This is a genomic window from Burkholderia sp. Se-20373 (genome assembly GCF_017104705.1).
Lineage (GTDB): Bacteria > Pseudomonadota > Gammaproteobacteria > Burkholderiales > Burkholderiaceae > Burkholderia.
Genome location: NZ_JAAGPH010000234.1, coordinates 1 through 7420, shown reverse-complemented (window position 1 = coordinate 7420; position 7420 = coordinate 1). Strand labels below are relative to the sequence as shown.

At 70.3% G+C, this 7420-nt stretch carries 7 protein-coding genes; all 7 read left to right on the top strand.

The window, feature by feature from the left end; translation table 11 throughout:
• Positions 1 to 241: 241 nt before the first annotated feature.
• Positions 242 to 1624, top strand: coding sequence for a type II and III secretion system protein family protein (locus tag G3N96_RS36660; RefSeq protein WP_206140262.1), 1383 nt, complete (start codon positions 242 to 244; stop codon positions 1622 to 1624).
• A gap of 13 nt (positions 1625 to 1637) precedes the next feature.
• Positions 1638 to 2018 carry a CpaD family pilus assembly lipoprotein gene (locus G3N96_RS36655; protein ID WP_206140260.1) on the top strand — a complete coding sequence of 127 codons (381 nt, stop codon included), beginning with the start codon at positions 1638 to 1640 and terminating at the stop codon, positions 2016 to 2018.
• A gap of 21 nt (positions 2019 to 2039) precedes the next feature.
• A complete protein-coding gene (locus tag G3N96_RS36650; protein WP_206140259.1) occupies positions 2040 to 3263 on the top strand; it encodes an AAA family ATPase in 1224 nt (407 codons plus the stop codon).
• Positions 3260 to 4693 carry a CpaF family protein gene (locus G3N96_RS36645; protein ID WP_206140257.1) on the top strand — a complete coding sequence of 478 codons (1434 nt, stop codon included), beginning with the start codon at positions 3260 to 3262 and terminating at the stop codon, positions 4691 to 4693. The genes G3N96_RS36650 and G3N96_RS36645 overlap by 4 nt, the downstream gene beginning before the upstream one ends.
• Positions 4690 to 5667: a type II secretion system F family protein gene (locus tag G3N96_RS36640; RefSeq protein WP_206140255.1), complete on the top strand. Its 978-nt coding sequence runs from the start codon at positions 4690 to 4692 to the stop codon at positions 5665 to 5667. The genes G3N96_RS36645 and G3N96_RS36640 overlap by 4 nt, the downstream gene beginning before the upstream one ends.
• Positions 5664 to 6608, top strand: coding sequence for a type II secretion system F family protein (locus G3N96_RS36635; protein WP_206140253.1), 945 nt, complete (start codon positions 5664 to 5666; stop codon positions 6606 to 6608). The genes G3N96_RS36640 and G3N96_RS36635 overlap by 4 nt, the downstream gene beginning before the upstream one ends.
• The coding region (locus G3N96_RS36630) for a tetratricopeptide repeat protein (protein WP_206140251.1) at positions 6605 to 7420 on the top strand (816 nt) is incomplete at its 3' end. The genes G3N96_RS36635 and G3N96_RS36630, both read left to right, overlap by 4 nt.

The following is a 7420-nucleotide window of genomic DNA, read 5'->3' as shown; positions in this document are numbered from 1 at the left end:
TTTGTTTTGCAATCGGAGGAAGGACTGCGGGGTGTGGTGGGGTGACTGGAATTCAGACGGGTGCGCTCCCGATCTGCTGCCGGCGTGGCCGGCGATGCCTGCAGTGCCTGCAATGCCCACGACGACGGGCAGCGCCAACGTCGCGGCGGAGGCGACTGCGCAACCGCCGGCCATGGCGGCGCAGTGACGGATTGACGATTCGGGCCGGCCGCCCGGCGGCCGGCATTTGACGGGAACACGCATGGTGCGCATGGTTCGTTGGATCGCTTGCTGGTGCCTGGCCTGCATCGTCGCGTCCGGGGGCGCGTTGGCGCAGGTCGCACGCGTGCCGGACGCGGGTGCGGCGCTGTCGATCGCGACCGGCAAGGGGGAACTGCTGTCGCTGCCCGAACCCGCAGCGGCGATGTTCGTCGCCGATCCGTCCATCGCGGACATCCAGGTGCCGTCCCCGCGCACCGTGTTCGTGTTCGGCAAGAAGGCGGGCACGACCACGCTGATCGCGCTCGGTGCGAACCATCGCCCGATCCTGCGCAAGACGGTGATCGTGCAGGTCGACACGGCGTCGCTGCAAGGTGTGCTCGACAGCCGCTTTCCGCAGCTGAAGCTGTCGGTGTCCGGCGCGCCGGGCTCGCTGATGGTGTCGGGGAAGGTGCCGAGCGCGGCCGACGCGGACGCCGTGATGCAGTCGCTCACGCCGTACCTGCACGACAAGGAAAAGATCGTGAACCGGCTCACGCTGTCGCGCCCGATCCAGGTGAACCTGCGCGTGCGGGTGACCGAGGTGAGCCGCAACATCACGCAGCAGCTCGGCATCAACTGGAGCGCGCTGGGCGGCGCCGGCAACTTCGTCGGCGGCCTGTTCAACGGGCGCACGCTGTTCGATCCGACGAACGGCCTGTTCAACCTGTCGCCGACGGGCGCCTTCTCGGTGCTCGGCGGATTCCGCGCGGGGCGCTGGTCGATCGACGTGGTGCTGGACGCACTCGACCAGGAGGGCTTGATCACGATGCTCGCCGAACCGAACCTCACCGCGATGTCCGGCGAGACCGCGAGCTTCCTCGCGGGCGGCGAGATTCCGATCCCGGTCGCGCAGGCCGGTTCGTCGACCGGCGCGATCACGGTCGAGTTCAAGCCGTTCGGCGTGTCGCTCGACTTCACGCCGACCGTGCTCGCCGACAACCGGATCAGCCTGAAGGTGCGGCCGGAAGTGAGCGAGGTCGATGCGAACAACAGCGTGACGACCGGCGGTGTCAAGGTGCCGGGGCTCACAGTGCGGCGCGTCGACACGACGGTCGAGTTGTCGAGCGGGCAGAGCTTCGCGATCGGCGGGCTGCTGCAGAGCCAGACGGCCGACACCGTGTCGCAGATTCCGGGGCTCGGCCGGCTGCCGATCATCGGCCGGCTGTTTTCGTCGAAGAACTTCCAGGACAACAAGACCGAGGTGGTCGTGATCGTCACGCCGTACATCGTGCAGCCGACCGGGCCCGGCCAGCTCGAGCAGGCGATCGACACCGTCGCGCGGCCGAGCAGCGACCTCGAGTTCGCGGCGCAGCGCAACCTCGGGCTCGACCTGCTGTCGGGCGACACGCCGCGCCTCGTCGGCGCCGCGGGCTTCGTGTACTGAACCGGAGGCGCACATGCGAACCCGATCGATCGTTGCCGCACTCCTGCCGCTGGTGTGCGCGGGCTGCCTGTCGGCGCCGCCGCCGGTCAACCTGCCCGATGCGCGGTCGATCGGCTTCGACGGCGCGCATGCGGTGGCGCCCGATTGCGCGAAGCTGATGCAGCCGTCGCATCTCGTCGACGCGGGGTTCGCGCGGCCCGGCGTGCCGTTCGGCTGCGCGACCTATTCGAACCTCGCGGCGATGCTCGCGCGGCCCGAGGATCTCGTCGCGCCCGTGCCGTACGGCGGCGCGGATGCGCAGACGGCAGCCGACGCGGTGCGCCGCTACGTCGAGGATCGCGTGAAGCAGCCGACGCCAGGCAAGACGCTGACGACCGGCTCGCCCAGCCATTGACCGGACCCGGATGCCATCACGATGCCGCCCATGAACCTCCTCGACCGTCAGCCCACCCGGCGCGCCGCGTCCGCGGGCGCGGCCGATCTCGTCGCGGTCGTCGCCGATTCGGGCAGCGAGGACGTGATACGCCGCGTCACGCAGGAGCTGGCGATCACGCGCATCCAGCTGCAGCTCGGCACCTGCGACGATGCGATCCGGCTGCTGCAGCAGTACGAGCGTTCGCCGCGCCAGCTCGTCATCGACGTGTCGGATTCGGTGCTGCCGGTGTCGGACCTGATGCGGCTCGCCGACGTGTGCGACCCGTCGGTGCGCGTCATCGCGATCGGCACGCAGAACGACGTCGGCCTGTTTCGCAACCTGCTCGGCATCGGCGTGCAGGACTACATCGTCAAGCCGCTGACCGTCGAGTTGATGCGGCGCGCGCTGACCGCGACGGAATCGGTCGTGCAGGCGCGCACCGGCAAGGTCGTCAGCTTCGTCGGCGCGCGCGGCGGCGTCGGCGCGACCACGATCACGGTGAGCCTCGCGCGCTTCCTGGCGAGCGAGAAGCGCCGCCGCGTGGCCTACGTCGACCTGAACCTGCACGGCGGCGGCGCGAACTCGATGTTCGGGCTGTCCAGCAACAACGGGCTGATCGAGTTGCTGAACATGGGGCAGCGTCCCGACGACGCATTGTTCGAGCGCATGTTCGTGACGAAGGGCGACCGGCTGCACGTGCTGTCCGCCGAGCTGGCCTACGGCGCCGACGTCACGCTGGGCGACCAGGCCGTCGCGCGCCTGGTCGACATGCTGAAGGACCGTTTTCACTACGTGCTGTTCGACGTCGGCAGCGGCGCCGGCAAGCTGCTCGAGGACGCGCTCGTGGCGTCCGATCTCGTCCATGTCGTGGTCGACCGTTCGGTGCACGCCGCGTACGAGGCCGCGCGGCTCGTGCGCTTCGTGCGGGAACTGCCCGGCGAGCGGCTGCTGTCGATGGTGCTGAACAACCCGCTCGCCCCGGTCGCGGGCCGCGTCGAGCCGGTCGATTTCGAGGCGGCGTTCGGCGGCGCGGCGCTGCACGAGCTGCCGCACGAGCCGCAGACGCTTGCCGTCGCCGAGAACCTCGGCGAGCCGATCGAAGGCGCGAAGCGCAACGGCTTCCTGGACCAGATCCGGCAGCTCGCGAACGGCATCACCGGCGAGCCGATGGTCGTCGCCGAGCCGTGGTATGCGCGGCTCGTCAAGTGGAGGAAGGGAACGTGACGTTCGGCACCCGCAACCGGCCGCCGGCGGATCCCGTGCCGGCCGAGCCACAGGCCGCGACGCCCGCCGTGGCACGCGAGGCCGCACCATCGGCCGCGGCCCCGACCTCGGCGGACACGCCTGCACCGGCTCCGGCCCGCGCACCCGTGACAGCCGACACCCACGAGGCGCTGATCCGGTCGAGCAAGTTCGACGCGATCCGCACCGCGGTGTTCGCGTCGATGAACATGTCGGCGGCGCTGATGAAGACGCGCGACGAAGTGCGCGCGGGCATCGAGCAGGTGGCCGCGCACACGGTCGAGCGCGAGCGGCTGAAGATCACGGCCGGCGAGCAGGTGCTGATCGTCGACGCCATCCTGAACGACATGTTCGGCGTCGGGCCGATCGAGCCGCTGCTCGCCGACGATTCGGTCACCGACATCCTCGTCAACGGGCCCGATCAGGTCTACGTCGAGCGCGCGGGCCGGCTCGAACTCACGTCGCTGAAGTTCCGCGACGACGCGCACGTGGCGAGCGTCGCACAGCGGATCGCGGCGGCGGTGGGGCGCCGCGTCGACGAGAGCAGCCCGATGGTCGATGCGCGGCTCGCCGACGGCAGCCGCGTGAACGTCGTGCTGCCGCCGATCGCGATGCGCGGCCCGTCGATCTCGATCCGCAAGTTCGCGAAGCGCGACATCACGCTCGCGCGGATGGCGCAGCAGGGCAACATCTCGCCTCCGATGCTGCAGGTGCTCAAGGTCGCGTGCGCGTGCCGGCTGAACATCGTGATCTCGGGCGGCACCGGCTCGGGCAAGACCACGCTGCTCAACGCGCTGTCGCAGCACATCGAGCAGCACGAACGGATCGTGACGATCGAGGATGCGGCCGAGCTGCAGTTGCTGCAGCCGCACGTCGTGAGCCTCGAGACGCGGCCGGAGAATACCGAAGGGCTCGGCGGGATCTCGCAGCGCGATCTCGTGCGCAACGCGCTGCGGATGCGACCCGACCGCATCATCCTCGGCGAGATTCGCGGCCCCGAGGCGTTCGACGTGCTGCAGGCGATGAACACGGGGCACGACGGCTCGATGACGACGATCCACGCGAATTCGCCGCGCGATGCGATCAGCCGGCTCGAGAGCATGGTCATGATGGCGAACGCGAACCTGCAGCTGCTGTCGATCCGGCGCCAGATCGCGAGCGCCGTGCACCTGTTCGTGCAGATCGAGCGGATGCGCGACGGCGTGCGGCGCGTCACGCGGATCACCGAGATCGTCGGCATGGAAGGCGAGGTGGTGATCACACAGGACCTGTTCGCGTTCCGCCAGGAAGGCGACACGACGCGCGACGCGGTGAAGGGCGTGTTCGAGGCGTCGCCGTTGCGGCCGTCATTCGCGGCGCGCGCCGCGTATTACGGCGTCGAGGATGCGCTCGCCGAGGTGTTCCGGCAATGAGGGCCGCCGACCTGTTCGCGGTGGGTGCGTTCGTGATGATCCTCGCGATCGGGCTCGTGCTGTCGTCGTGGTTCGATCGCGCGAGCCGCACGCCGGCCCAGCGCATCCGCGCGCGGATGCGCCGGCTGTCGCCGTCGCTCGCCGGGCGCGACGGGCTCGCGTCCGCCACGCCCGGCGTCGCGCTGTTCAACCTCGAGCGCCGCCAGGGCCGCCTGCGCGCGTGGCTGCAGCGCCGCGTGACGCGCGTGCGCGCCGTCGGCGGCAAGGGCGGCGTGAGGATCGTGGTCGCGAGCACGATCGCCGGCGCGATCGTCGCGATCGTCGCGGTGAAGCTGATCGGGCCGCCGGGCTTCCTGCGTCCGCTGATCTACGTCGGGTTGCCGCTGGTCGCGATGCGGGCCAGCTACCGTGCGTTGGTCGAGCGCTTCCGGATGCGTTTTCTCGAAGCGTTCCCGGACGCGATCGACGTGATCGTGCGGGCCGTGCGCGCGGGCATTCCGGTCACCCAGGCGATCAGCATGGTTGGCGACGGCGCGGCCGAGCCGGTGCGCGCGACGTTCCGCTCGATGGGCGACAGCCTGCGCGTCGGCGCGGATCTCAAGGACGTGCTGACGCAGGCGGCCGACCGGCTGATGATCGCGGACTTCTCGTTCTTCACCGTCTACCTGCTGCTGCAGCGCGAGACCGGCGGCAGCCTCGGCGAAACGCTCGACGAGCTGTCGAGCATCATCCGCACGCGTCGCGACATCCGCCTGAAGACGCGCGCGCTGACCGCCGAAGGGCGCATCACGACGAACATCATTTCAGCGGTGCCGTTCGTGATGATCGGCGCGCTGTTCCTCGTGAACCGCGACTACGTGATGCTGCTGTTCACGACGCACCCGGGACACACGATGCTGACGATCGCGGCCGGCTTGCTGACGGTCGGCCTGCTGGTGATCCGCAAGATCTCGAAACTGGATACCGCGCGATGACGATGTCGATACTGGCCGCCCGCGGCCTCGAGTTGCTGTTGTTGCTCGGCTGTGTCGCGCTGGCGCTCGCCACGCCCGGCGGCGGCACCCGCCAGCGGATCGCCGCGCGCGTGCGGCAGGCTGCCGGCCAGCATCCGCCGGCGTCGATGGCGGGGTGGCTGCAGCCGGGTGGCGTCCGGCTGGATCTCACGCGCCGGCTCGCGCAGCTCGGTGAACGCTTGCCGGTGCTCGACCCGATGCAGCGCGTGAAGCTCGGCCTGCAGCTGACGCGTGCGGGCTTTCGCGAGCGCCGCGCCGCGTCGGTGATGATCGGGATCAAGCTGAGCTGCGGCGTGCTGTTCGCGTGCGGCGCGATCGTGTTCAGTCCGCTGATTCCGCGCTTCGGCGAATACTTCGTGATCCGCGCGCTGGCGATGATCGCCGCCTTCGTGATCGGCATGATCGTGCCGGAATACGTGCTCGGCGTGATGATCCGGCGGCGGCGGCGCATCATCGCCGCGTGCTTTCCCGATGCGCTGGACCTGCTGGTGATCTGCACGATGGCCGGCAACAGTCTCGCGTCGGGCATCCGGCGCGTCGCGCACGAACTGGCGCGCATCTGCCCGCCGCTCGCCGACGAGCTGACCGTGTGCGCGGACGAGCTGACGCTGAGCGGCGACGTGTCCGCGACGCTCGCGCATTTCGCGATGCGTGTCGATTTCACGTCGGCGCGCTCGCTCGCGACGACGCTGACGCAGTCGCAGCGGTTCGGCACGCCGATCACGCAGGCGCTGCGCACGCTGTCGCGCACCGAGCGCACCGAGCAGATCGTCGCGCTCGAGGAGCGCGCCGCGAAGCTTGCGCCGAAGATCACGCTGCCGATGATGCTGTTCATCCTGCCGACGGTCTGCCTGATCGCGGCGGGCCCGGCGGCGATTCGCCTGCTCGAGGTGTTCAGATGACACGATCCGTCGTACGCGCTTTCATGCTCGCGGCCGTGCTGCCGGTGCTGGCCGGCGGCTGCGGCGCGCCGGGCGTCCAGACGCGGCCGGTGCTGTCGCACAAGAGCGACGACCCGCAGGCCGAACTGCGCATCGCCGACAGCGCACTGGCCGGCGGCAACGTCGATCTCGCGTCGACGCTGTACGAGAAGGTGCTCGCGAAGCATCCCGATTCGCTCGCGGCGCGCCTGGGGCTCGGCGACGTCAACTACCGCGCGGGCGACCTGGAGCGTGCGCGGATTCTCTATGACGAAGCGCAGCGGCAGGCACCCGCGGAACTCGGCCCGCAGCTCGGGCTCGCGCGCGTCGCGTTGCGGCAGCGGCGCCTCGACGAAGCCGCGCAGCGCTACCGCGACCTGCTCGCCGCGCAGCCGAACCATCCGCTCGCGGCGGAAGGGCTCGGCACCGTGCTCGACCTGCAGGGGCGTCATGCGGATGCGCAGGTCGTGTATCGCGACGCACTGCGCGCGCACCCTGACGCGCAGGGGCTGCGTGTCGATCTCGGGCTGTCGCTCGTGCTGAGCAACCGGCCGCGCGAAGGCGTGAACGTGCTGCTCGACGTCGCCGGGTTGCCGTCCGCGCCGTGGCAGGCGCGCCAGAACCTCGCGTTCGCGTACGGCGTGCTCGGCAACACCGATTCGGCGAAGAAGCTGCTGTCCGCGGAGTTGCCCGCGTCGGCGGTGGCCGACAACCTGCGCTTCTACCAGGCGGTGCGCGCGCGGCTGGCGTCGCGCGGGGGCGCCGGGGTGGCCGGCGGGGCCGGCAGCCCGCCG